The following is a 24,329-nucleotide window of genomic DNA, read 5'->3' as shown; positions in this document are numbered from 1 at the left end:
CACGTGAATTTCACACGGGGAAGAAGAAGGCGCTCCGTGAACGGGCGCCTGGGCGCGTCAACGGGTCAGCAACAGAGAGTGCGACAGCTCGTGAGCGGGGTCATGAACAGGATGTTCCTGGTCATCGACCCGCCCTGTCAACATTCCGAGTTTCTGAATTAAATAGCCTCAGGTGACGCGGCCAGCGGATCCCGGTAGAGAACGTCGAGCGCCACCGAACCACCGGCCACGGCCAGTACGGAATCCGTGAAACTGATCGGCGAGACGGTCGCGGCGCGATCCGCTCCGACCTCTTCCCGCAGCGCGGCGAGACAGTCCGCCCGGTGCATGGCCCCGATCTCCGTCACGACCACCCGCTCGGGGTTCAGCACGTCCTGCAGCAGCCCGACCGCACGGCCCACCCGCCGCGACCGCTCCCGCAGCAGCCGCCCCGCCACCGGGTCACCGGCCGCCGCGGCGGAGACCACCTGCATGGGGTTCACCCCGTCGACGACCCCCGCCTCCCGGGCCAGCCGGCACAGCGTCCGCTCGCTCAACTCGGCCTGGAGGCAGCCCACCCGGCCGCACGCGCAGGGCTCCGTGCCACCCGGCACCGGCAGATGGGCGATCGACCCCGCCCGCGAGCGCGGCCCGTGGTGCACCTCGTCATGGGTGGTGAACGCCGAATCGACCACGTTGCCCGCGAACAGGTGCAGCACACTGCGGCTGCCCCGCGCCCGCCCGAACAGCCGCTCGGCGTTCACCAACGCCCGCGCGTGCCCGTCGACATGCACCGGCAGCCCGGTACGCGCCCCGAGCACCTGGCGCACCGGCACCTCGCGCCAGCCGAGCAGTGGGTGCTCCACGACGGTGCCCGAGTCCCGCTCCACCCAGCCGCCCGCCGCGAAGCCGACCCCCAGCACCCTGCTGCGGGGAGACCCGGCGAGCAGCGCCGCCAGCGCGTCGGCGGCCCGCCCCAGCACCCGCGCGGGCTCGGTGCCCACGTGCTTCACCTCGCTGCGGGCCACCACCCGCCCGCGCAGATCCAGCAGCGCGACCGTGGTGTACGGCACCGCCACGTGCACGCCGCCCACCACGAACCGGGAGTCGTCCAGGTCGACCGGCAGATGCGGCCGGCCCACGCCCTTGGAGCGCCGCAGCTCGGCCGACTCCCGGATGAGCCCCCACTCGGCGAAGCGGGCGCAGTAGTCGGTCACCGACGCGGGCGACAGCCCGGTCAGCCGGGCGATGGTGCTGCGCGCGACCGGCCCGTGCTCCAGCACGGATCGCAGGACGACGCTCGCGCTGGTGCGACGCCGGTCGCTGTCGGCGACACGGGGCACGGGGGACGTGAGAAGGGGAGCCGCGGTACGAGGCATGGGGATCTTCCTGGAGGCCGGTCCGACACTGCGCCGTTTCGATCGGCGGGCCGGATCCCTCCGTCCCGCCTCACTGAGGGCGGCGACAGGTGGCCGTGCCCTGGCGTCGCAGGTCGACGTAGCGACGCGACGAGAAGTACCGGGCCTGGGCAACCATGTCCGCGACGCTAGCAAAGCGGCCCCGGGCTGCCCAGACGGCGACCGACGGGCGAGACGGTGGGCACGGCGTCTTTGGGGGAAACTTACAGACACCCTTCGGCCCGTTCCGGTGCCGCGCACCACCTCACCACCGTGACCGGAGTCACCTCGGACCCGGTGTAGGCGGCACCCTTTGTCCGAAGTCAACCAAGAGCGTGTTCGTGCCTTTGTCGAGCGCTGACGGTGATCAGGGTGAGGGCGCTGGGATAGCGTCACGGTGTCCCACCGGCCCTCACCCTCGCGGAGTCCCCATGAGCACCGCTGCCGCCACACCGTCCCGCACCGGACAGGTCCTCGCCGACCTGCTCCCTGCCTCCCGTGTCCGGGACGCGGCCCTCGTGCTCGGCGGCGCCGCGCTCACCGGCCTCGCCGCCCAGATCTCGGTGCCCGTGCCGGGCTCCCCGGTGCCGGTGACCGGCCAGACCTTCGCCGCGCTGCTCGTCGGCACGTCCCTCGGCGCCGGCCGCGGCTTCCTCGCGCTCGCGCTGTACGCCGTGGCGGGCATCGCGGGTGTGCCGTGGTTCGCGCAGGGCACCTCGGGCGTCGCCCCCTCCTTCGGCTACATCCTCGGCATGATCCTCGCCTCCACCGTCGTCGGCGCCCTGGCCCGCCGCGGCGCCGACCGCTCGGTGCTGCGCACGGCCGGCACGATGCTGGTGGGCGAGGCGATCATCTACGCCATCGGCGTGCCCTACCTGGCCCTCGCCACCGGCATGTCCGCCACCGCCGCGATCGCGGCCGGCCTCACCCCGTTCCTCATCGGCGACGCGCTGAAGGCGGCCCTGGCCATGGGCGCCCTGCCGACGGCCTGGAAGTTCGCGAACAAGCGCTGACACCGCAGGCGTAGCCGAGAGGCCCGCCGGGGGCGCGATGCCCCCGGCGGGCCTCTCGGCGTCCGTGCCCGCCCGACAGCCGTCGGATTCAGGCCTCCTGAGCCCCCGGCCGCCGCCGTCGCGACCACCACATTCCGGCCACGCCCGCCGCGAGCAGCGACGCGCCGGTCGCCCCCAGCGGCAGCAGATCGCGGGCCAAACCGGTCTTTGGCAGTTCCTTCCCGCCCGGCCCCGCCGGCTCGTTGTCGGTGCCGAGCAGCAGGGGTGTGGCGGGGGCGTCCGGCGACGAGTTGCTCGTGCCGAACGGCACGGGGCCCTGCTGCCAGAACGTCTTCTTCCCGTCGCTCGTCTGCACGGGCAGGCAGATCTTCCCGGTCTTGCCGAGGTCGAACGTCGCGTCGACGGCGTACGACTTCGACTCACCGGCCGCGAGATTGTCGATCGGGCATGCGAATCCGCTGTTCGAACCCTCCGGAAGTCCCTTCTCGGGTATCGCAGAACATCCCTCGACGCCCTTGACGACAAGCCCGTCGAAACCGACCACCAAGAGCCTGATCTTCCCGCTGTCCTTGCTCCCCTCGTTCTTCACCGAGGCGGTGATCGCCGTCTTTTCGGAACGGTTGTCGACCGAGATCTTCCCGGGCAGTGTCGTGGTCGTCTTCACCCCTGCCGGGGCGGCGTCAACCACCTTTCCCCCCTTGCTGCTCGCGGGTTTGTCGTCTTCCGCGCCGGCCGTTCCGGAAAGGATCATCACCGCCGAGAAAGATGCCATGACCAGTGATCCTGTGATCGCCGTCGTGTGACGAGAACTCATGTTCGTCCCCCTTGCGTCCCCCTGGACTGCGCCTGAATTCGCAGCACTGAAAGAGGTACCACAAGATTTCCCCGCACTATCCTGGTACGGCACGAAGTGTGACCGTTGTGTTTCACTGGAGACGGTCGCGGCGTCGTGGAGGGGGTGCAGCGAATTGCCGGGGAATGCGAACAGCGGTGGTGTCCCAGGGGTATTGGTGGCGGGGCGCTATCGGTTGGTCGAGAGTATCGGCCAGGGGGGAATGGGACGAGTGTGGCGAGCCGTCGACGAAATACTCGACCGGCTGGTCGCCGTCAAGGAAATGCGGATCGACGGACTCGACGCGGAGGACAGCAGGACCCGCCGTGAACGCACCCTGCGCGAGGCCAGGGCCACGGCCCGGATCGACCACCTCAACGTCGTACGGGTCTACGACGTGGTCGACGAGGGTGAACGCCTGTGGATCGTCATGGAGTTGGTGGCGGGCCGCTCCCTGGAACGGATCCTCGCGGAGACGGGTCCGCTGAGCCCCGGAGAGACGGCCCGCATCGGACTCGGTCTGGTCGCGGCGCTGCGGCAGGTGCACGAACGGGGCGTACTGCACCGCGACATCAAGCCCGGCAACGTCCTCGTGGAGCACGCGGACGGCATGGCCGGATCCGGACGCGGCAACGGCAGCGGTTCCGGCCCCGGACGGCGCGTCGTCCTCACGGACTTCGGCATCGCGGCGATCCAGGACGCCAAGGCGCTCACCATGGTCGGCATGCTGGTCGGCTCGCCCGACTACATGGCCCCCGAGCGCATCTCCGGTCGCCCGCAGGGCCCACCGTCCGACATCTGGTCCCTCGGCGCGACCCTCTGCGCGGCCCTGGGCGGCCGCTCCCCGTTCTCCCGCGACACCACACTGGCGACCCTGCACGCGGTCCTGTACGAGGAGCCGCAACTCCCCGCCGCATCAGGCCCGTTGCGGGACATCCTGACCTCCTTGCTGGCCAAGGAACCGTCGGCCCGCCCGGACCTGGAAGCTCTGCAGACGGCACTGGAGCCGGTGGCGTTCCCGGCCCCTGCACCCACGGTGGCGGTGGCCGGCGATGAGCGCTCGCCCCGTCCGCAGCCCGCCCCCGACCTGCCGACCACCCTCGGCGGACGACAAGCAGCCCCGGAACCGCAGCCACAGACAACCTCCCCCGCACCCGCACCCGCACCCGCACCCGCGTCGGCTTCCGCCCCGGCACCCGCGTCGGCTTCCGCCCCGGCACCCGCGTCGGCTTCCGCCCCGGCACCCGCGTCGGCTTCCGCCCCGGCACCCGCGTCGGCTTCCGCACCGGCACCCGACCCCGCCCCCCTCCCCGCGCCCCGGGACCCGCGCAGCCCTGCCCCCGTCCTGGAGCCGCACCGCCCCCCGCACCCCGCACCCACGACGACGTCCACGCCTTCCCGGACCCCCGTCTCCCTGACGCGCGCCCAGGCGGAGACCGAGTGCCGTCCTCAGCCCACGCCTCTGCCGGTGCCGCCGGGTGAACTTCCCGGCCCGCCCACCCCGCACGCCCCCCGCCCCCGCCCCCGTCGCCGTACGGCGCTCACCGTCGCGGCGGCCGCTCTCACCACCGCCGGAACCGTCGCGGCGATCCTGCTGGCGACGTCAGCGGGCCGACCGGACGACGGCGACGAGACTCCCCGCGCGGGTTCCTCGGCGTCCGCACCGGCCACCGCCGGGGACGCCACCGGAGCCACGACAGGGAACACCACCGGAGCCACCACCGCGGGCACCACCCCCTCGCCCACCGTCGAGGGCACCACCAGGCCGCAGACCCTGCCGCCCGGCACGCACCGGGAGGCCGGTGGTTTCGCCTGGGCGACACCCGACGGCTGGCGGCGGGACGTCAAGACGGGCGCGGAGGTGCACTACACCTCCCCGGACGGCTCCCAGGAACTGGTGGGCAAGTCCTCCCTGGCCCGCGGCGACCTGCTGGAGACCTGGCAGACCTCGGAGCGCAACGCCCAACAGGGCCAGGACTACCGCAAGATCCGCCTGGAGGAGACGACGTTCCGCGGTCACCCGGCGGTGGTCTGGGAGTACACCTTCACGCTGAAGGGCGTCCACTGGCACGCCCGCCTGCTCGGCTTCAACGTGACCGGCAAGTCGTACCAGGTCAACACGTGGTACGAGGCCGGGATCGAACAGGAGGCCCTCGCCGCCTACGAGAAGGTCAGGGACAGCTTCACGGTGCTGTAGGCACGCCTCGAGGCCCGTGCGGGCCAGCGAAAAGGGGCCTGTGGTGCGCGACAACACGCACCACAGGCCCCCGTCCGAGACGAACGGCGAGCGGCCGGAGGATCAGCCGGCCGACACCTCGTTCCGCTCCTCGCCCTGGACCTGCGGGGCGTCGGCGGCCGTACGCTCCCCGCGCACCCCCTTCTTCACGAAGGCGATGACCAGCACCACCGCGGCGACGAGCAGCGACAGCAGGATGGTCTGACGGCCGTCGTGCTCGGTGTCGGTGAGCATGTAACCGAGGATGAACACGATCAGCGCGGCAGTCGCCCAGGTCAGGTACGGGTACAGCCACATCTTCACGACGAGCTTCTCGGGCGCCTCGGCCTTGATGATCTTCCGCATGCGCAGCTGGGAGAAGCAGATCACCAGCCACACGAACAGGGCGACCGCGCCACTGGAGTTCACGAGGAAGAGGAAGACGGAGTCCGGGAACTTGTAGTTGAAGAACACCGCCACGAAGCCGAAGGCGACCGACGCGAGGATCGCCGTGCGCGGCACGCCGTTGGAGGTCGTGCGGGCGAAGGCCTTCGGCGCGTCACCGCGCTGACCGAGGGAGAAGGCCATGCGGGAGGCGGTGTAGAGGCCGGAGTTCAGGCAGGACAGCACCGAGGTCAGCACGATGAAGTTCATGATCTGGCCGGCGTGCGCGATGCCGAGGGAGTCCAGCGCGGCGACGTAGGAGCCGTCCTTGGTGATGGACTTGCTGTCCCAGGGCAGCAGGCACACGACGACGGCGATCGAGCCGAGGTAGAAGACGGCGACACGCCAGATGATGCTGTTGGTGGCCTTGGTGACGGCCTGGCGCGGGTTCTCGGACTCACCGGCGGCCAGGGTGGCGATCTCGCTGCCCATGAAGGAGAAGACGACGAGCAGCACACCGGTGAGGATGGCGCCGGCCCCGTTGGGCAGGAAGCCGCCGTGCGCGGTCAGGTTGCTCACTCCGGCCTGCTCGCTGTCCACGCCGGGCAGCAGCCCGAACACGGCCAGTCCGCCGATGACGATGAACGCCGCGATCGCGACGACCTTGATGCCCGCGAACCAGAACTCGAACTCGCCGTAGGAGCCGACGGACACCAGGTTGGTGGCGGTCAGCACCAGCATCACGATCAGGGCCCAGCCCCACTGGGGCACGGCCGGTATCCAGCCCTCCAGGATCACCGCACCGGCGGTCGCCTCGACCGCCAGCACGACGACCCAGAAGAACCAGTACAGCCAGCCGATGGAGAAACCGGCCCAGGACCCGAGGGCCCGGTCGGCGTGCGCGGAGAAGGAACCCGAGGTGGGGTTGGCGGCCGACATCTCACCGAGCATCCGCATCACCAGCACCACGAGCGTGCCGACGAGGGCGTACGACAGCAGGATGCCGGGCCCGGCGGTGGCGATACCGGAGCTGGACCCCACGAAGAGGCCGGCGCCGATGACACCGCCGATGGCGATCATCGACAGATGCCGGTTCTTGAGCCCGGCCTGCAGCCCGGAGCCCTCGGCTCCGGGTTCTCCGGGCCCTCCGGGGTCGTTTCCGGTCTTGTTCAGAGTCGGCTGCGAGGTCATGGAACGGATTTCCTTTGCGCCGGGGAGCTGTACTTCCGTACGACGCCGCACCAGCCGCACGAAAGGGGTGTTTCGCGGCAGCGCGGTGTACGGGTGGCTCGTACGAGCGGTGTACGAGCCGGTCCAGTGAATCGGAGGCGAACGAATAGGAGAACCTTTGAATCCAGATTGTTACTTGAGGTTTTCCTGAGGTTCCGTAATGAGGCTCACATTCGCCTCAGTTTTTTGTGAGCGCCACCCCGCGCGCCTTCCCCGAAACACCCGTGTCACACTCGTCCCATGCGCGTGTACCTCGGCTCGGACCATGCGGGCTACGAACTCAAGAACCACCTCGTCGACTGGCTGAAGGCGGCGGGTCACGACCCCGTCGACTGCGGCCCGCACATCTACGACGCCCAGGACGACTACCCGCCCTTCTGCCTCCGCGCAGCGGAGCGCACGGCCGCGGACCCCGAGGCCCTCGGCGTCGTCATCGGCGGCTCGGGCAACGGCGAGCAGATCGCCGCGAACAAGGTCAAGGGTGTCCGCGCGGCCCTCGCCTGGAGCGAGGAGACGGCGTCCCTTGGCCGCCAGCACAACAACGCGAACGTCGTCGCGGTGGGCGCGCGCATGCACTCGCAGGACGAGGCGACGAAGTTCGTGGAGACCTTCCTGGGCACCCCGTTCTCCGGTGACGAACGTCACATCCGCCGGATCGACATGCTGTCGGCCTACGAAACGACCGGCGACCTCCCCCCGATTCCGCCGCACCACCCCCAGCAGTAACCCACCGGGCCCTGTGCCCCGCCCCGGAGCGGCCGGGGCGGGGCCGCGTGAGCGCGCGGGAGGAAGCCCCGAGGGGCGCAGGGGACGCAGTCCCCGCCGGGGTCCGGGGCGGAGCCCCGTGGCCTCGGCCTCGTGAGAAACCGTGTCGGGCGGGCGGGTGGGCAAAACCTGGGGCCTGGGGCGGAGCCCCGCGACCTCGGCCTTCCGACCACCGCGGGCCCGGCCGGGCACAGGCGACGTTCACAAGGAGCACCCGTGCCGGAAGGCCACACCATCCACCGCCTCGCCCAGGACTACGCCGCCGCCTTCCTCGGCACACACCCCCGCACCACCAGCCCGCAGGGCACCTTCGCCCCCGCCGCCACCCTCCTCACCGGCACCGAACTCACCGGCACGGAAGCCCACGGCAAGCACCTCTTCCTCGGCTTCCGCGACACCGACTGGATCCACATCCACCTCGGCCTGTTCGGCAAGGTCACCTTCGGCCCGGCTCCCGAGCCGCCCCCCACCGGCACCGTCCGCCTCCGCCTGGCGAACGACACCACCTATGTCGACCTCCGGGGCCCCACGACCTGCGCCCTCATCACGCCCCCGGAGAAGCAGGCGATACACGACCGCCTCGGCCCCGATCCGCTCCGCGACGACGCCGACCCGGACCTCGCCCACCGCCGCATCGCCCGCAGCCGTACGACGATCGCCGCCCTCCTCATGGATCAGAAGGTCATCGCCGGCGTCGGGAACGTCTACCGCGCGGAGGTCCTCTTCCGGCACGGCATCGACCCGTACCGCGCCGGCAAGGACATCACCCCCGCCGAGTGGGACGCGATCTGGACCGACCTCGTCGTCCTCATGCACGAGGGCGTCCGCAACAACCGCATCGACACCGTCCGCCCGGAGCACACCCCGGAGGCGATGGGCCGCCCGCCGCGCGTGGACGACCACGGCGGCGAGGTGTACGTCTACCGCAGGGCCGGTCTGCCCTGCCATGTCTGCGGCGGCGAGATCCGCACCGCCGGTCTCGCCGCCCGCAACCTCTTCTGGTGCCCGGCCTGCCAACGCCCCTGAAACAGGCGGGCGTCCGTCAGAATCCGTGGGGCAGCCACGGCGCCACCGCCGACCCGAACCCGAGCGACGCCTCCGCCAGCGCCCCGCGCCGGATCTCCCGCACCCGGCCCGCCGCCGCCAACGCGGCCAGCGACACGCCCCCGAGGTACGCCGCTCCCAACTCCCTCACGGACAGGGCGAGATCCGCCGCATCCGTCGTACGCTCGCAGGACGCCCCCTTCGGGTCCCCGGTCAGCCGCCAACGCCCGGCGTTCCACGGGCAGAACGCGTCCTCCACCTCGAACACCACATCCACCGGGGCCTGATACGTCCGCGCCTCCAGCGCGGCGCCCACCTCCACCGGCCGCACGTACAGCGAGTCCCGGAACCACGGATGACAGCGCCGCTGGTCGGACACCAGGTACTGCCACGCGTCGTCCACCGGACGCGACCGCACGGTCACCTTCGAGGTCAGGTCGATCCCGAACAGGAAACGCCACAGCGCCGCTTCGGCCGCCGGGTCCAGCGCCGCCAAGTCCTCGACGACCACCTTGCCGTTGGACCCGGACAGCTCCCATTCGGGCTTGACCCGGTACCGCGCGTACCCGATCGTCTCCCCGTCCCGCTCGGCGAGCACACACTGCAGAGGCGACGCCCCCTCCCGCGCACTCTCCGGATCCAGCACCCCCAGCCGCTCCCAGCCGGGCCGCCGGGCCAGCATCCCGGGCCGCTCCGGAACCAGCCGGGCGTACAACGCCTCGCACACGTCCAGTACATCGGCCGGTACCGCGTACCGCACGCGTACGTCGTCCGTACCGTCCGGCACCGACAGCCCGACCCGGGTGGTGTCGATCTCGGCGGCCAGCGACAGGGTCGCGTTGCCGTATCCGAACCGTCCGTAGATCGCCGGCTCGGACGCGGTGAGCACGGCCAGCGGCTCTCCCCACGCACGCACATCGTCCAGTTGCCGCCGCATCATCGACGTCAGCAGGCCGCGCCGGCGGTGCGTGGCGGCCACGCCGACCATCGTGACGCCCGCGACCGGCAGCGACGCGCCGCCGGGCACGGTCAGCCGGAAGCTGAAGGCCCCGGCCGTCCCCACGCACTCGTCCCCGTCCCAGATGCCGAGGGAACGGTCGTACTCGGTCAGCGAGCGCCACAACTCCCTTTCCTCGGCGGACTCCGGCACCCCTCCGAAGGCCCGGAGCAGGGTGTCGTACCACTTGTCCCAATCGTCCTGCCGCAGGACCCGCAGACCGGGCGAAGGGGCGTTCCCGTCAGTTGCCATGAGCCATGCCTACCAGGACGATGCGGGGCGGGCGAGGCAATTTCCGCCGGGCGGCGGCAGGGCCGGGCACGGTGAAGTTCACTGTGATCTCGGCCCTCGGACGGGGGACAAGTAGGACCTCCCGTGCCAAGGGGCTGGTCCGATGGATAGGGTCCCGAACTAATGGCATCAGGACGAGAGCGGCGCGCGGAAGCCGAGACGTTCACGGCCCGGTTGAAGAAGCAGTGGCACCGGGTCCGTGTCGGCGTGCGCCGGGCCGCCGTCGACTACTTCCGCGGCAACGGCTCCGACTGGATCGCCCTGGCCGGTCTGCTCCTGACCGTCCCGCTGATCGCGGCGGCCACGCTGGGCAACTCGGTGTGGTTCTCACCTGCCGCGCTGGTGCTGCCCGTCGTCGTGGGCGGTCTGCTGCTGCGGCCCGCCAGCCTCCTCGGCCTGTACGCGGCGGCGGCCACGGCGCTGATCGTGGAGTCGGTGCAGCTCGGCCCGTACACGGAGGGCCCGTCGAGGGTCACCCCGGGCGTCGTGCTCGTGGTCGCGGCCTGCGGCTTCTTCGGGCTGCTGCTGGCCCAGTTCCGCAGCCGGGTCGGTGTGCCCTGGCGGCGCGGCGGCACCATGCTCTTCGACCTGCGTGAACGCATCCGGGTGCAGAGCAAGTTGCCCGACCTGCCGGACGGCTGGCACCGGGAGATGGCCCTGCGCCCGGCGGGCGGCCAGTCCTTCTCGGGCGACTTCGTGGTGGCGGCGCGCACCAACGGCGGCCGTACGCTGGAGGTCGTCCTCACCGACGTCTCCGGCAAGGGCATGGACGCGGGCTCCCGCGCCCTGCTGCTGTCCGGCGCGTTCGGCGGCCTGCTCGGCTCCCTCCCGCCGCACGCCTTCCTCCCCGCCGCGAACGGCTACCTGCTGCGCCAGGACTGGGACGAGGGCTTCGCCACCTCCATCCACCTCGTCCTCGACCTGGACTCCGGCGACTACGAGCTCTATTCCGCGGGTCACCCGCCGGGCCTTCAGCTCAGCGCCGGCACCGGCCGCTGGGAGGAGAAGGCCGCCGAGGGCCCGCTCCTCGGGGTGTACGACGGAGCCCAGTTCGACCCGGTGAAGGGCTCCCTGCGGGCCGGGGACGTCCTGATGCTGTTCACGGACGGTCTCGTGGAGACCGCCGACCGCGACATCGTCGAGGGCATCGACCGCCTCACCGGCGAGGCCGACCGCTACGTGGCCGGAGGCTTCCAGGGCGCCGCCTGGCATCTCATCGAGGCCGTGGCCAAGGACGTCAACGACGACCGGGCCCTGCTGCTGATCTGCCGCGAGGGGCCGACGGCCGCCGCCCACCGCTGAGACACTGGAGCGGTGAGCGAGACGACCCGTATGACCCTGGCCCAGGTCGAGGCCACCGCCCGTGCCGCGCACACCGGCCAGACCGACAAAGCGGGACGGCCCTACGCGGAACACCTCCAGGCCGTGGCGGAGGGCGTACGGGCCAGGGGCGGCGACGAGGAACAGATCGCGGCGGCCTGGCTGCACGACGCCGTCGAGGACGACGCCCTGTCCGCACGATGGCTGCACGAGGCCGCCCTGAGCAGCCGTACGAAGGGCATCGTCCTCGCGGTCACCAAGAGGGCGGGGGAGCCGCCGGAGGCGTACGCCGCGCGCATCCTCGCCACGCCCGGCGCGCTGCTGGTGAAGGAGGCGGACCTGGCGCACAACGCGGACCCGGCACGGCTCGCGGTCCTCGACGCGGCGACCCGCGAACGACTGACCGAGAAGTACGCACGGATGCGCGCACTTCTCGGTCTGGCCGGATGAACGCCGGGTGCCGGGCGAACGCTGCGGCAGGGGTCAGGCGTTGACCTTCTCGCGCTCGCGCTCGCGCCGTTCGGCGCTGTGGCGTTCGCGGGCCTGCTCGGCCGGGTCCCGCTTGAAGGCCCAGTCCATCTTCGGCTCCATCGCGAACCGGAAGACGCGCTGCACCGGCTTGGTGCACAGCACCGTCACGACGGCGGCCGCGAGGGCGGTCACGAGGATCTCACCGGAAGGCTGGTGCAGCCAGGACGCCTCGAACCAGCCCTGGTAGTCGCCCGCCTTCACCAGGAAGCCGTGCAGCAGGTAGCCGTAGAGCGTGCCGGCGCCGAGGGCGGTGAACCACATGTGGCGGCGCGGCACCCAGGCGAAGAAGCAGGCGGTCAGCACCAGCGAGCAGCCGAACATGGCGAGCACCATGACCGGACCGGTCCACCACGGGGCGCCCAGCTCCTGCGCGGCGTCACGGTGGTAGAACCACGCGGTGTTCATGCGCGGCACCGCCCACCAGCTGAAGGCCAGCGCGGCGGCGAACACGGGCACCGACGCGATACGCACCGAACGGCGGCGCACCATGTGGAAGTGCTCGGGCTTCATGACCAGACCGAGCACGAAGAACGGCAGGAACTGCAGGACGCGCTGCAGGTCGAGGTCGTCGCCGATCTCCGGGGTGACGGTCGCCAGCATGGCGAGACCCAGCGCGAGCGGCAGCGGCCAGCGCACCAGGTTCCAGATGGGGGTGGTCAGGCGCCAGATGAACAGCGCGACCAGGAACCAGGTCAGGTACCAGGGGTCGAGGAGGCTGATCTCCTGGTGCGGGTCGTTGTCGATGACCCGCTTGAAGAGCGGATAGGCCGTCTCGAAGATGATGTACGGCACGGCCACGCCGGTGATCAGGCGCTTCAGCCGGTCGGGCCGCATGTCGAAACTGCGCGAGAAGTAGCCGGAGATGAGGATGAACGCCGGCATGTGGAACGCGTAGACGACCTGGTAGGCGGCCTCGAGCACCCGGCTGTCGCCCTTGAGCGGCTCCCAGGCGTGACCCATGGCGACCAGTACGATCGCGAGGTACTTGGCGTTGTCGAAGAACGCGTCGCGTTGCTTGCCGTTCTGCTTCTTCTGCGTGCTCTGCGGCGAGCGGGGGCTCGGCACTCCGTCGGCCGGCGACTGTGCCGGGGGAAGTGGCGCCCTGCGGTCGCCGTTCGGTCGCAGCGAGTTCGTCACAGACCCTCCCACCAGGAGCTCGGGGAGACGATCCGGGACCTCGCTGCGCGTGCGGGGGACGAGGCAGCGTGGAACATCTGAGGCACCCTAGCGTTCCCCGCAGGTATTCGTAAAACGCCGGACGTCATTCCTGGCTATTCGCTGCGAGTACCCCGGATTACGGGTAGTTGACGTCCCTGTCGGCGTGATGGCCAACACATCGTCCGGTACCGGATTGTGTGCACCGACCGGGCCCCGCTTATCGTGATACATCCGGACTAAGCGCCGCATAAGACCAGCAGGCGACTCCCGCGGAATGTCCCCTTCCGTCCTCTTCGGGCCGCGCTCCGTGCGGGTGTTGATGGTCCTGTGGCAACAATTCGAATTAGCTGCGAACGCGTTGTGTGGAGACGGAAACGAACCGGCCGAATTCCTGGGCGGGTGGCCCGTCGAATTGCCGTGCGACTGCCGGGAGTCGGGTCCCCGGTCCGCGGGTGGCTCACACCGGAGCGGGCGACACGCATGTGGTCGATGTGTCAGCGCCCGCATAGCCCGGCCGCGTTGGTGGCACGATGGTTCTGGCGGGGTGCGCGGTCGCGTCCCCGGGCCGGGAGTGCGGACCGACCGAGGGTGTGATCAGTTGTGGCCATTTCACTGTCTGTGGTGCTGCTGTTGGCGATCATCCTTGTGGTGTTGCTCAGAGGCGGCTCCATCAAGGCCGGTCCCGCGATCGTGGCGGTTCTCTTCGGCTTCTTCCTCGCCTCGACCGGCATGGCCGACGACATCCAGCGGTTCCTCAACTCGATAGCGGAGACGATCAACTCCATCAGCTTCTGACCGGGACGACGCACCCTCCCCGGGCCCGCGCCGCGCGCCTGCGGCACGGGCGGTTACGCTCGCCCCGACCACTGGACGGTGCGTGACGGGGGGAACGTACGGGGATGGCGCTGCGCGATTCCGACCCGGCGGAGGTGGGCGGCTACCGGATCGAGGACCGCCTCGGCTCCGGCGGCATGGGCGTGGTCTACCTGGCCCGCTCGGCTTCCGGCCGCCGCCTCGCGATCAAGGTCGTGCACAGCCAGTACGCCGACGACGACGAGTTCCGCGCCCGTTTCCGCCGCGAGGTGGCCGCCGCCCGCCGGGTCAGCGGAGCCTTCACGGCCCCCGTCGTGGACGCGGACGCCGACGCCCCGCACCCCTGGATGGCCACGCTCTACATACCGGGCGCGGACCTCGGCACCCACGTCCGCGAGCACGGCCCGCTCCCGCTGCCCCGCCTGCGCGGTCTCGCCGCCGGCCTCGCCGAGGCGCTGCGCGACATCCATCGCGCCGGAGTCGTCCACCGCGACCTGAAGCCGGCCAATGTCATGCTCGCCGAGGACGGCCCGCGCGTCATCGACTTCGGCATCTCACGCGCCGCCGAGTTCGCCGCCTCGGACGCCCTCACCCAGACCGGCCGCGTCATGGGCACCCCGCCCTTCATGTCCCCGGAGCAGTTCGCCGCCCCGCACGACGTCGGCCCCGCCGCCGACATGTTCTCCCTCGGCTCGGTCCTCACCTACGCCGCCACCTGCCGCGGTCCCTTCGACAGCCCGAGCCCGTACGAGACGGCCCTGCGCGTCGTCGAGGGCGAACCCGACCTGACCGGCGTCCCCGACGAACTGCTCCCCTTCATCCGCGTCTGCCTGGAGAAGCACCAGAAGTCCCGCCCCGCCGCACACGAACTGTTCACGCTGCTCCGGGAAGGCGGCACCCCCGTCAGGCTCACCGCGCCCGGGGCCGGCGCACCCCGCCCCGAGCGTCCGTGGCCGGGCGCACGGCCGACCGAGCCCGCCGGCACGGCCTGGCCGGAAGCGGCCCGCACCGACCGGAGCACCACGCCCCACGCCCTGCCCGCCGAAGCGGACGACGGGCCGGACGAGGCAGCGGCCGACGGGATGGACCGCCCGGGGGTTGCGGGAGCGGCCGACGGTATGGACGGCCTGGGCGTCGTGGCAGCGGCCGAAGCGGTGGACGACGTAGGGGTCGTCGTACCGGACGGAGGGGCGGACGGCGAAGCGCACGGCGGAAGGCATCCCGCCGGGCGGGACGAGGCGCGGCGCGGCGGCCCGGGCCGCCCCCGGCCCGACAGCACACCGACGGCACAGCCACGGCCGCCGCACGACCCGGCCGGGACATCGCGGCCCGAGCCCTGGCGCACCCGCGGCCGCCGCCGGCACGGGCTGCTGCTGATCTCGGCCGCCGCGGCCCTCGCGCTCGCCGCGATCGTCACCACCACCCTCACTCTGATCCGCGACCGCGACCGCGACCGCCCGCCCTCGTCCGCGGCCAGGGTGGCCGACCCTCCCAAGGGCGCGGCCGATCTCCCCGGGGGATGGAAGCCGTGGGCCGCCACGGCACAGGCCCCCGCAGGCGGCGAGGACGGCCTGAGCGGAACCGACACCTCCTTCAAGGGCTGCTCCGTCGTCGACGCCTCCCTCGTCTGCGCCGGCTCCGACCTCATGGCGACCCGCTTCGGTCTCGCCGACGGCCGCAACACCTGGAGCCGGCCCGTCGACGCCACACCCGACGGCACCTCCGGCGACGAGGGCGCACTCATCGGCACCGGCGACGGCCGCGTCTACGCCTACGGTTCCGAGGACGCGCAAGGCACGAACGGCGTGGGGGCCGGCTACACGGTCCACGCCCTGGCCGCCGGCACCGGCAAGGAGCTCTGGCGGACCCCGGCCGGGAGCGGCGAGATGGCGCGTGTCCCCGATGAGCCCCAGGGCGCCGCCACGGCGGTGCCCGAGGGTGTCATCACCTTCTACGGATCGCAGGGCGACCAGTACGCCCTGCTCGACGCCCGGACGGGCAAGGTCCGCTGGCGGCAGCCGCAGCCGCAGACCCGCGGCGACTGCGTCCTGGAAGCGGCGGCCGACCGCGCCTACCTGCTCTGCACGACGAGGGCGGACGACGAGAAATCCGCCGAGACCACCGTCTCGCAGATCGATCCGGCCAGCGGAAAGACCCGCTGGACCGTCGAGGCCGAGGGCGCCCTGCACCTGCTCGGCCGGCACGAGGGCCGCCTGGTGCTCGCGGACGGCTACTCCACGTCCCGCGGCCTCGCCCTGATCGACGTCGCCTCGCACGAGCTCACCGAGCGCCGCCTGGAGAAGCGCCGGCCCGAGGGGTCGACGGCCTACCTGGCCCGCGGCACCGTCTACTTCACGAGCAGCAGCGGAGGCGTCCGCGCCGTCGCGCCGCTCACCGGGCGCACCCTGTGGGAATCCAACTCCACCGTGGAGCGGCAGGGGCCGCCGACGGCCTCGGCCACCCACGTGTACTTCGCGTCCCCCAGCGGCCGGCTGGCCGCGCTGAACGCGCGCAGCGGCAAGGTCGAGGACACCCGGGACGGCCGCGACGACGGAGGCCGGGCCAACAGCATGCTCGTCACCTCCGGTGCCCTGCCCCTGCTCGTCGGCGACGCCCTGTACGTCCCCTACGGCGTCCGCTCCGTCTACACCGTGAACGTCCGGGACCTCTGACACCGGACGCCGGTCGCGGCCGTCCGGCCCACGTGGCCGGCGGCCCCTCAGCCGGCGCGACGGAGATCGGCGATGAGGCGGAAGCGTTCCAGAACCACCGGCGTCGTGTCGTCCACCGTGAAGCCGGGGTCCTGCAGAGCCGCACGCATCTCCTCGCCGTGCCAGAACCGCTCGTGCCCTTCTCGCCACTCGGTCACGTCGGCATGCCCCTCCCCCTCGGCCAGCACGTGGGCGAGATCGACCCGGGCCAGCGGGACGACGCGCACACCCACCACCTCGATCACCGCGACCGGACGACCGGCGGAGTCGACGACCACGGAACGGCCCCCGACGGTCGGCAGCGGGTCACCCCCGTGCTCGTAGTCGATGAGCAGTCCTGTCGTGGAGGTCTTCGAACCGTCGAGGATCGCCGCGACGAGCCTGTCGCGCAGTGGGCCGGGGAAGGCGAACTCGGCCCTGGGCATCGACGCGACGGCGGCGGACGAGAAGAATTCGGGCTGCATGCGATGACCGTAACGGCCCATCCCGGAAACACTCAGCGGCAAGATCGTATTCTGCAGCGGGCGAGACGTGCGCTGCCGATGCGTCGTCGCCGTGCAGTGCGATGCGGCGACCCACTCGGTAACACGTGCCCTACGAACCAGCAGGAGGTTGACCGTGGTCACTCTGACCGCAGTCGCAGGAGTGGCTCTGGTCGAACTGGGCATGGCCCTGACCCCAGGGCCGAACATGATCCACCTCGCCTCCCGCGCGATCACCCAAGGCCGCAGAGCGGGCCTGGTCAGTCTCAGTGGAACCGCCATGGGCTTCGTGTGCTACCTGTTGGCCGCGGCCGCGGGCCTGTCCGCGTTGTTCGCCGCCGTGCCGGTCGCGTTCACGGTGGTCAAGCTTGTCGGGGCCGCCTACCTGGCCTACCTCGCCTGGGGCATGGTCAAGCCCGGTGGCAGCTCGCCGTTCGCCCCGGCCCGGGATCTCCCTCCGGTCTCGGACGCCCGCCTGTTCTCGATGGGGTTGCTGACCAACCTGCTCAACCCCAAGATCGCTCTGATGTACGCCGCCCTGCTGCCCCAGTTCATGGACCCGCAGGCAGGCCCGGCCTGGGGGCAACTGCTCCAGCTCGGTGGTGTGCAGATCGTCGTGGGGCTCTCCGTCAACGCCCTGATCGTGCTGGGCGCGGCGCGGGTGTCGGGGTTTCTGGCCACCCGGCCGCGCGCCATGGCCGCCCAGCGGTTCACGGCAGGCGGCCTGCTCGGCGCCTTCGCGCTGCGTACCGCCCTGTACCGCGCACCCGTCAGCACCTGAGCCAGGTGCTCAGTGCCACCTATGAGCATCAGAGGGCACGCGGGGGACACGCCGGACTGAACACAGCCCTGGGAAACACTCAGGGCCAGGCGGAGGAATGATCCTCCGACCCGGCCCTGAGCCACATGGAGCGGGCGACGGGAATCGAACCCGCGTAGCTAGTTTGGAAGACTAGGGCTCTACCATTGAGCTACGCCCGCACAGCACGCGCCGCAGGTCGGGTGACCGCGGCACTGGAGGCATCGTAGCGGGTCGCCCCCCTCTGTCGCACACCGCATTCCCGTCGGAGACGGCGCGGCACACACCCCGGGGAAATCCGGCGGCCGCACCACCGTGCGGCATGTACCCTACGTGTCGCACCAGACGGGGTGTGGCGCAGCTTGGTAGCGCGTCCGCTTTGGGAGCGGAAGGCCGTGGGTTCAAATCCCGCCACCCCGACCAGCCACCCGATCACCTCGCGTGATCGCCCATGGGATCACTCATGTGATCGCCTTTTGGGCGGTGTAGTCGCTGCCGTTACTATGCAAGCTGCACGCCCGTGTGTCTCAGCGTCTGAAGTCCTCCGGGCGGCGAAATCCGCCGGGCCGTTCTGGTCCCGGCAGAAACCAAGAAGTCAGCCATCAAGGAGACCGAACCGTGAAGAGCGCCGTGGAGACCCTGAACCCGACTCGGGTTCGGCTCACTGTCGAGGTGCCCTTCGAGGAGCTCAAGGACAGCCTCGACGCGGCGTACAAGAAGATCAACCAGCAGGTCACGGTGAAGGGCTTCCGCAAGGGCAAGGTCCCGGCCCGGGTCATCGACCAGCGGTTCGGCCGCGGTGCGGTTCTGGAGGAGGCGGTCAACGACGCGCTTCCGAAGTTCTACACCGACGCGGTCAACGAGGCCGAGCTCAGCGTGCTGGGCCAGCCCGAGGTCGACATCACGGAGCTGAAGGACGGCGAGACGCTGAACTTCACCGCCGAGGTCGACATCCGTCCCTCCATCGAGATCCCGGACTTCTCCGGCATCGAGGTCGAGGTCGACGCGGTCGAGGTCACCGACGAGGACGTCGACAAGGCCGTCGAGGAGCTGCGTGAGCGCTTCGCCTCCACCGCCCCGGTCGAGCGTGCCGCCGAGGACGGCGACGTCGTGACGATCGACCTGCAGGCCAAGGTCGACGGCGAGGTGCTGGAGGACGGCGTCGCCGACGGCGTGTCCTACACCATCGGCTCCGGCGAGCTGCTGGACGGCATCGACGACGCCGTGAAGGGCCTGGAGGCCGGTGGCGAGGCCACCTTCACCTCCGAGCTCAAGGGCGGCTCCGCCGCCGGCAAGGAGGCCGAGGTCACCGTCAAGGTCACCCAGGTCGCCAAGCGTGAGCTGCCCGAGCTGGACGACGAGTTCGCGCAGCTCGCCTCCGAGTTCGACACCATCGAGGAGCTGCGCGCGGACAGCCGCAAGCGCCTCGAGAACATGAAGCAGTACGACCAGGCCACGCAGGCCCAGGAGCGCGTCCTCGAGAAGCTGCTCGAGCTGGTCGAGGTCCCCGTCCCCGAGAAGCTGCTCGAGGACGAGGTCAACACCCGCAAGCACAACCTCGAGCACCACCAGCTCGGCCAGATGGGCCTCGACCTCGCGAAGTACCTGGAGATCCAGGGCAAGAGCGAGGAGGAGTTCGAGACCGAGACCCGCGAGGCCGCGGTCAAGGGCATCAAGACCCAGTTCGTGCTCGACGAGCTGGTCAAGCAGGAGAAGCTGAACGTGAACCAGGAGGAGCTCACCGAGCACCTCATGCGCCGCGCCGCCTCCTCCGGCATGTCCCCCGACCAGTTCGCCCAGGCGGTCGTCGAGGGCGGCCAGGTTCCGCTCCTGGTCGGCGAGGTCGCCCGCGGCAAGGCCCTGGCCGTCGTGGTCGAGAAGGCCACGGTCAAGGACACCAACGGCGAGATCATCGACCTCGACGACGAAGAGGACGAGACCGAGTCCGCCGAGGAGAAGACCGAGGGCTGAGCCCCGGTCGCGGTGAGTCCGTGAAGAAGGCCCTGGGGCACGCCCCAGGGCCTTCTCGCCGCCCAGGGGGGGCAAGCGCACCCCAGGGGCGCGGGGAACTGCGCGACAAGCCCCCACCCGCCCACGGCCCGGCGATCTCCGCACCACCCACGACGAGTCCGCACGGCCCCCGGCGGAGCCCACCGCGCTACGCCCCCGGCGAACACTCCCATCTCCGGGATTCCCCGAAGGGACCCGCGCGTTAGGGTCCATGAATACGAGGGCAGTGGAGTCCCCGAACGGCTCCTAGCCCCTAGGGAAACGTGAGACGGCCCGGCGCCGTCGTAAGACGAGCAGGTGGATACGTGACGAATCTGATGCCCTCAGCCGCCGGCGAGCCTTCCATCGGTGGCGGCCTCGGCGACCAGGTCTACAACCGGCTGCTCAACGAGCGGATCATCTTCCTCGGCCAGCCGGTCGACGACGACATCGCGAACAAGATCACCGCGCAGCTGCTGCTCCTTGCCGCCGACCCGGACAAGGACATCTACCTGTACATCAACAGCCCCGGCGGTTCCATCACGGCCGGCATGGCGATCTACGACACCATGCAGTTCATCAAGAACGACGTGGTGACGATCGCCATGGGCCTCGCGGCCTCGATGGGTCAGTTCCTGCTCAGCGCCGGCACCCCCGGCAAGCGCTTCGCGCTGCCGAATGCCGAGATCCTGATCCACCAGCCCTCCGCCGGCCTTGCCGGCTCGGCCTCGGACATCAAGATCCACGCCGAGCGGCTGCTGCACACCAAGAAGCGCATGGCCGAGCTCACGTCCCAGCACACGGGGCAGTCGGTCGAGCAGATCACCCGCGACTCGGACCGCGACCGCTGGTTCGACGCCTTCGAGGCCAAGGAGTACGGCCTCATCGACGACGTGATTCCCACGGCCGCCGGTATGCCGGGCGGCGGCGGCACCGGGGCCTGAGCGGTCCCCACGGGGCCTGCGGCGCCCCGTGAGGCCCACGGAGCCCTCCCGGGCCCCAGCGACCCCGTACAGCCCCAGCCGACCGCCTCAGCCCTTTCCAGGAGACACCGTGAACCAGTTCCCCGGCAGCGGGATCTACGACCGTATGCACGCCATGCAGGACATGAGCGCCTCGCAGGGCCGCTACACCGGCCCGCAGGCCGAGTCCCGCTACATCATCCCGCGCTTCGTCGAGCGCACCTCCCAGGGCATTCGCGAGTACGACCCGTACGCGAAGCTCTTCGAGGAGCGAGTGATCTTCCTCGGCGTCCAGATCGACGATGCCTCCGCCAACGACGTCATGGCGCAGCTGCTGTGCCTGGAGTCGATGGACCCCGACCGTGACATCTCGGTCTACATCAACAGCCCCGGCGGCTCCTTCACGGCGCTCACGGCGATCTACGACACGATGCAGTACGTAAAGCCGGACATCCAGACGGTCTGCATGGGCCAGGCCGCCTCCGCCGCCGCCGTCCTGCTGGCCGCCGGTACGCCGGGCAAGCGCATGGCCCTGCCGAACGCGCGCGTGCTGATCCACCAGCCGTACAGCGAGACCGGCCGCGGTCAGGTCTCCGACCTGGAGATCGCCGCGAACGAGATCCTCCGGATGCGCTCGCAGCTGGAGGAGATGCTGGCCAAGCACTCCACCACGCCGGTCGAGAAGATCCGCGAGGACATCGAGCGCGACAAGATCCTCACGGCCGAGGACGCGCTGAGCTACGGCCTGGTCGACCAGATCATCACCACCCGGAAGATGGACAACTCGAGCCTGCGCTGACGCGAGAGGCTGTAACGTCTGCCGCCCCTTGGCACGGTTTGGCTCGGTTCACGTCAAAGCGAACCGCGCCAAGGGGGGCCCGAACGGGGGGCCCGGCAAGGTACCGTCGGACATAAGGCAGCACCAGGAGTCCGCTGGACGTCGACGTCCAGGAGTCTCCCAGGCGAAGGGGAAGCACACCGTGGCACGCATCGGTGACGGCGGCGATCTGCTCAAGTGCTCGTTCTGCGGCAAGAGCCAGAAGCAGGTCAAGAAGCTCATCGCAGGGCCCGGTGTGTACATCTGCGACGAGTGCATCGATCTCTGCAACGAGATCATCGAGGAAGAGCTGGCGGAGACCAGTGAGGTCCGCTGGGAGGAACTCCCGAAGCCCCGCGAGATCTACGAGTTCCTCGAGGGCTACGTGGTCGGCCAGGAGGCCGCCAAGAAGGCCCTGTCCGTAGCGGTGTACAACCACTACAAGCGCGTCCAGGCCGGCGAGAACGGCGGGGCGAACGGCCGTGACGACGCCATCGAGTTGGCGAAGTCCAACATCCTGCTCCTGGGCCCCACGGGCTCCGGCAAGACCCTCCTCGCGCAGACCCTCGCGCGCATGCTGAACGTCCCCTTCGCGATCGCCGACGCCACGGCCCTCACGGAGGCGGGGTACGTCGGCGAGGACGTCGAGAACATCCTGCTCAAGCTGATCCAGGCGGCCGACTACGACGTCAAGAAGGCCGAGACCGGGATCATCTACATCGACGAGATCGACAAGGTCGCGCGGAAGAGTGAAAACCCCTCCATCACCCGCGACGTGTCGGGCGAGGGCGTCCAGCAGGCCCTGCTGAAGATCCTGGAGGGCACCACGGCCTCGGTCCCGCCGCAGGGCGGCCGGAAGCACCCCCACCAGGAGTTCATCCAGATCGACACGACGAACGTGCTGTTCATCGTGGGCGGTGCCTTCGCAGGCCTGGAGAAGATCATCGAGGCCCGGGCGGGCGCCAAGGGCATCGGCTTCGGCGCGCAGATCCGCTCCAAGCGCGAGATGGAGTCCAAGGACCAGTTCCAGGAGGTCATGCCGGAGGACCTGGTCAAGTTCGGCATGATCCCCGAGTTCATCGGCCGTCTCCCGGTCATCACCTCGGTCCACAACCTCGACCGCGAGGCCCTGCTCCAGATCCTCGTCGAGCCGCGCAACGCGCTGGTGAAGCAGTACCAGCGCCTCTTCGAACTCGACGGCGTGGAGCTGGACTTCGAGCGCGAGGCTCTCGAAGCCATCGCCGACCAGGCCATCCTCCGCCAGACCGGCGCACGCGGCCTGCGCGCCATCATGGAGGAAGTCCTCCAGGGCGTGATGTACGAGGTCCCGTCCCGCAAGGACGTCGCCCGGGTCGTCATCACGGCGGACGTCGTCCAGTCGAACGTCAACCCGACGCTGATCCCGCGGGATGCGCGGGGGCGGGGGCCGGGGGAGCAGAAGACGGCGTGACACAGACGTGAGGGAAGGGCCCCGGTCATCATCGACCGGGGCCCTTCCCTTTGCGCCTGGGGTCTCGTCAGACCTTGACGCGTACTTCCTTGCGGGCCTTGGTAGTGAGGTCGACCGCCACGTCCTTGGTGACGCCCTGTGCCGCGTCACCCGGCGACACGACGGCGATGGTGCTGTAGTCGGCCCACGCGCAGAACCAGTTGGTTTTCTCTTTCTTGGTCAGCTGGTCCTGCCCCTTGAGCGACTGGCACTTCATGACCGCGCCGTCCAGGTCCGCGGCCTCGGGCTCGCCGATCAGCTCGGGCTTGCCGGATCCGGTGGCGGACTCCTTGTCGGCCGACTTCTTGAAGTTGGCGAAGAACAGGTCCAGCGTCGCCTCCGGGTCGGAGATCTCACCGTAGGCGCCGGCCAGCGAGAGGGTCTTGGCCGTTGCCATCTTCGCCGCGGACGCCGGATCGTTCGGGTCGTAGTCGCTCAGGTCCACCGTACGGTAGAGGCCGGCCGCGGACTTGGCGTTCTTGACGCCGCTCTTCTCCAGCTCGGCCGTCGTCTCGGTACCGGCGGTCGCTCCGTCCTTCGTGGTGCGCTTGTACTCGCTGAGCACGGTCGCCGGAGTCGCCAGCTTGTGCGGCCCGTCGTCCTCCAGGGCGCCCGCGCCGCCGCCTCCGCCGATCACGAAGTACGCACCCACGCCGATCGCCGCCACAACGGCGACCGCGCCGATGATGAGGCCGGTCTTCTTCTTGCCACCGCCCGGGGCGGGAGGCTGGGGGACCCCGTACGGGGCCTGGCCGTAGGGCGGCTGCGGCTGCTGGCCGTACGGGGGCTGCTGGCCGTACGGCGCCTGCTGGGGCGGGACGCCCTGCGGGGGCTGCTGCGGGTAGCCGTAGCCGGGCTGGGGCGGAGGGGCCTGCTGGGGGTAGCCGTAGCCGGGCTGGGGCGCCTGCGGCGGCTGGCCGTACGGGCCGGGCTGGCCGTACGGACCGGGCTGCTGGGGCTGCCCGCCGTACGGGCCCGGCTGGTTGTGACTCATGTTCTGGGTTCCCCTCCAGATGCTTATGTGTTCCGGACATCGTGGCGCAGACCCGCCGTGTGCATGGCATCGGGGGCCCCATCGTTACGAAGCAAACGCGTTTCGGTACGGGCCGGT

At 70.5% G+C, this 24,329-nt stretch carries 20 protein-coding genes and 2 tRNA genes; 14 read left to right on the top strand and 8 right to left on the bottom strand.

Annotated features, from left to right (window positions below):
- Window positions 1-158: 158 nt before the first annotated feature.
- A complete protein-coding gene (locus AB0F04_RS05170) occupies window positions 159-1,358 on the bottom strand; it encodes an ROK family protein (protein WP_362037906.1) in 1,200 nt (399 codons plus the stop codon).
- Between the two features lie 449 nt (window positions 1,359-1,807).
- Here AB0F04_RS05170 and AB0F04_RS05165 point away from each other — a divergent pair, with 449 nt between their 5' ends.
- Window positions 1,808-2,389, top strand: a complete 582-nt coding sequence (locus AB0F04_RS05165; protein WP_362037904.1) for a biotin transporter BioY — start codon at window positions 1,808-1,810, stop codon at window positions 2,387-2,389.
- A gap of 88 nt (window positions 2,390-2,477) precedes the next feature.
- Here AB0F04_RS05165 and AB0F04_RS05160 read toward each other — a convergent pair whose 3' ends face one another.
- Window positions 2,478-3,203 (bottom strand): LPXTG cell wall anchor domain-containing protein, encoded by a 726-nt coding sequence (locus tag AB0F04_RS05160; protein WP_362037901.1) that lies wholly within the window; start codon window positions 3,201-3,203, stop codon window positions 2,478-2,480.
- A gap of 196 nt (window positions 3,204-3,399) precedes the next feature.
- Between AB0F04_RS05160 and AB0F04_RS05155 the strand changes: the two genes are divergently transcribed.
- Entirely contained in the window at window positions 3,400-5,418 is a 2,019-nt protein-coding gene (locus tag AB0F04_RS05155; RefSeq protein ID WP_362037899.1) for a serine/threonine-protein kinase, read from the top strand.
- 102 nt (window positions 5,419-5,520) lie between these two features.
- Here AB0F04_RS05155 and AB0F04_RS05150 read toward each other — a convergent pair whose 3' ends face one another.
- Window positions 5,521-7,011, bottom strand: a complete 1,491-nt coding sequence (locus tag AB0F04_RS05150) for an amino acid permease (RefSeq protein ID WP_362037897.1) — start codon at window positions 7,009-7,011, stop codon at window positions 5,521-5,523.
- Window positions 7,012-7,290: 279 nt separating this feature from the next.
- On the opposite strand from AB0F04_RS05150, the gene AB0F04_RS05145 reads away from it, so the two are divergent.
- Complete coding sequence (locus AB0F04_RS05145) at window positions 7,291-7,776, top strand: ribose-5-phosphate isomerase (protein ID WP_362037894.1); 486 nt, start codon at window positions 7,291-7,293, stop codon at window positions 7,774-7,776.
- Between the two features lie 255 nt (window positions 7,777-8,031).
- Window positions 8,032-8,841: a DNA-formamidopyrimidine glycosylase family protein gene (locus AB0F04_RS05140; RefSeq protein WP_362037892.1), complete on the top strand. Its 810-nt coding sequence runs from the start codon at window positions 8,032-8,034 to the stop codon at window positions 8,839-8,841.
- 16 nt (window positions 8,842-8,857) lie between these two features.
- Here the strand turns inward: AB0F04_RS05140 and AB0F04_RS05135 are convergent, their stop codons facing one another.
- Window positions 8,858-10,108 (bottom strand): GNAT family N-acetyltransferase, encoded by a 1,251-nt coding sequence (locus AB0F04_RS05135; RefSeq protein WP_362037890.1) that lies wholly within the window; start codon window positions 10,106-10,108, stop codon window positions 8,858-8,860.
- 162 nt (window positions 10,109-10,270) lie between these two features.
- Between AB0F04_RS05135 and AB0F04_RS05130 the strand changes: the two genes are divergently transcribed.
- Window positions 10,271-11,449, top strand: a complete 1,179-nt coding sequence (locus tag AB0F04_RS05130; protein WP_362037888.1) for a PP2C family protein-serine/threonine phosphatase — start codon at window positions 10,271-10,273, stop codon at window positions 11,447-11,449.
- 30 nt (window positions 11,450-11,479) lie between these two features.
- Complete coding sequence (locus tag AB0F04_RS05125; protein ID WP_362038671.1) at window positions 11,480-11,917, top strand: HD domain-containing protein; 438 nt, start codon at window positions 11,480-11,482, stop codon at window positions 11,915-11,917.
- A gap of 33 nt (window positions 11,918-11,950) precedes the next feature.
- Here AB0F04_RS05125 and AB0F04_RS05120 read toward each other — a convergent pair whose 3' ends face one another.
- Window positions 11,951-13,063, bottom strand: a complete 1,113-nt coding sequence (locus AB0F04_RS05120; RefSeq protein WP_362037886.1) for an acyltransferase family protein — start codon at window positions 13,061-13,063, stop codon at window positions 11,951-11,953.
- 693 nt (window positions 13,064-13,756) lie between these two features.
- On the opposite strand from AB0F04_RS05120, the gene AB0F04_RS05115 reads away from it, so the two are divergent.
- Window positions 13,757-13,951 (top strand): hypothetical protein, encoded by a 195-nt coding sequence (locus AB0F04_RS05115; RefSeq protein ID WP_003990237.1) that lies wholly within the window; start codon window positions 13,757-13,759, stop codon window positions 13,949-13,951.
- 104 nt (window positions 13,952-14,055) lie between these two features.
- Window positions 14,056-16,641, top strand: coding sequence for a PQQ-binding-like beta-propeller repeat protein (locus tag AB0F04_RS05110; protein ID WP_362037882.1), 2,586 nt, complete (start codon window positions 14,056-14,058; stop codon window positions 16,639-16,641).
- Window positions 16,642-16,688: 47 nt separating this feature from the next.
- On the opposite strand, the gene AB0F04_RS05105 is transcribed toward AB0F04_RS05110, so the two are convergent.
- On the bottom strand, window positions 16,689-17,144 hold the full coding sequence (locus tag AB0F04_RS05105; protein WP_362037880.1) for an ASCH domain-containing protein: 456 nt from the start codon (window positions 17,142-17,144) through the stop codon (window positions 16,689-16,691).
- Window positions 17,145-17,298: 154 nt separating this feature from the next.
- Between AB0F04_RS05105 and AB0F04_RS05100 the strand changes: the two genes are divergently transcribed.
- Entirely contained in the window at window positions 17,299-17,943 is a 645-nt protein-coding gene (locus AB0F04_RS05100; RefSeq protein ID WP_362037878.1) for a LysE family translocator, read from the top strand.
- A gap of 126 nt (window positions 17,944-18,069) precedes the next feature.
- On the opposite strand, the gene AB0F04_RS05095 is transcribed toward AB0F04_RS05100, so the two are convergent.
- Window positions 18,070-18,143 (bottom strand) — tRNA-Gly (locus tag AB0F04_RS05095).
- A gap of 164 nt (window positions 18,144-18,307) precedes the next feature.
- On the opposite strand from AB0F04_RS05095, the gene AB0F04_RS05090 reads away from it, so the two are divergent.
- The 5 genes from AB0F04_RS05090 (at window position 18,308) to clpX (ending at window position 23,179) form a co-directional block, all read left to right on the top strand.
- Window positions 18,308-18,384: transfer RNA gene (locus AB0F04_RS05090), tRNA-Pro, on the top strand.
- A 195-nt stretch (window positions 18,385-18,579) separates the two neighbouring features.
- Window positions 18,580-19,932, top strand: coding sequence for a trigger factor (gene tig, locus AB0F04_RS05085; protein WP_362037876.1), 1,353 nt, complete (start codon window positions 18,580-18,582; stop codon window positions 19,930-19,932).
- Between the two features lie 356 nt (window positions 19,933-20,288).
- Window positions 20,289-20,894: an ATP-dependent Clp protease proteolytic subunit gene (locus AB0F04_RS05080; protein ID WP_030818448.1), complete on the top strand. Its 606-nt coding sequence runs from the start codon at window positions 20,289-20,291 to the stop codon at window positions 20,892-20,894.
- Window positions 20,895-21,003: 109 nt separating this feature from the next.
- Complete coding sequence (locus AB0F04_RS05075; RefSeq protein WP_362037873.1) at window positions 21,004-21,711, top strand: ATP-dependent Clp protease proteolytic subunit; 708 nt, start codon at window positions 21,004-21,006, stop codon at window positions 21,709-21,711.
- A 181-nt stretch (window positions 21,712-21,892) separates the two neighbouring features.
- The gene (gene clpX / locus AB0F04_RS05070; RefSeq protein WP_031114127.1) at window positions 21,893-23,179 is read left to right on the top strand and encodes an ATP-dependent Clp protease ATP-binding subunit ClpX; all 1,287 of its coding nucleotides are present in this window, start codon (window positions 21,893-21,895) and stop codon (window positions 23,177-23,179) included.
- A 67-nt stretch (window positions 23,180-23,246) separates the two neighbouring features.
- Here clpX and AB0F04_RS05065 read toward each other — a convergent pair whose 3' ends face one another.
- Window positions 23,247-24,212, bottom strand: a complete 966-nt coding sequence (locus tag AB0F04_RS05065; RefSeq protein ID WP_362037870.1) for a hypothetical protein — start codon at window positions 24,210-24,212, stop codon at window positions 23,247-23,249.
- Window positions 24,213-24,329: the final 117 nt, after the last annotated feature.

It is taken from the genome of Streptomyces sp. NPDC029041 (genome assembly GCF_040637515.1).
Lineage (GTDB): Bacteria > Actinomycetota > Actinomycetes > Streptomycetales > Streptomycetaceae > Streptomyces.
This window is presented reverse-complemented; position numbering and strand designations above follow the sequence as displayed.